At 66.0% G+C, this 665-nt stretch carries 1 protein-coding gene; it reads right to left on the reverse strand.

What is annotated here, in order from left to right; translation table 11 throughout:
- The coding region (locus EN914_RS37460; protein WP_281034711.1) for a type VI secretion protein IcmF/TssM N-terminal domain-containing protein at positions 1-665 on the reverse strand (665 nt) is incomplete at both ends.

Raw genomic sequence — 665 nt, forward strand, 5'->3', positions numbered from 1 at the left:
ATCTGAGACAGGCCCGTCATCATGCGATAGGTTTTCAGCGCTCCGAGCATGAAATCCGGGTCGCGGATCTGCCGCCACATCGTCGCCTCGAGCAAGGCGATCATGCGTGGCTCAAGAATATTGCGCAGGGCATGATCGTACGTGTCGGTCTGCGCCCGCACCATTTCCGCGGAGGCCGATGGTCCCAGTAGATCCTGGGCGGCGCCAGGCGGTGCTTTCCGGGCGGTTGCGACCGCGTCCATCGCACCGAGCGCGCCGTCCATGGCGGGCTGCTCCACCGATGCCGGCGTTGCAGCGATGGAGGTCAGCGGCGTCTGCAGCGCTTCGAACTGGCCTGCCTGGGCCGTTATCGCGTTGCGGTTGTCAAAATAGGACCAGGTGAACAACCCGCCGGCCAACAATGCCGCCGCCGCGCAAGCGGCTGCCGCACCCCGCCAGATCCAGGCGCGGCGCCGTTGCGCCAGCGGATCGAACGTGCCGAGGCCCGCTTCCTTGAAGATGACTTCGGTCAGCAGGTTCTTCAGGAAGAAGCTGCGTTTTTCGACCCTTGGTGCGGGCAGCGCCCGTCGCGGCGGCAGGCCGAAGGACGAAGACAGCGCCGCGGTCAGCCGGTCGATGGGCGCTCCTTCCTGCGTCGCCGATGTCAGATAGAGCCCGCGCAACCA

The organism is Mesorhizobium sp. M7A.F.Ca.CA.001.08.2.1 (genome assembly GCF_003998455.1).
GTDB lineage: Bacteria > Pseudomonadota > Alphaproteobacteria > Rhizobiales > Rhizobiaceae > Mesorhizobium > Mesorhizobium ciceri.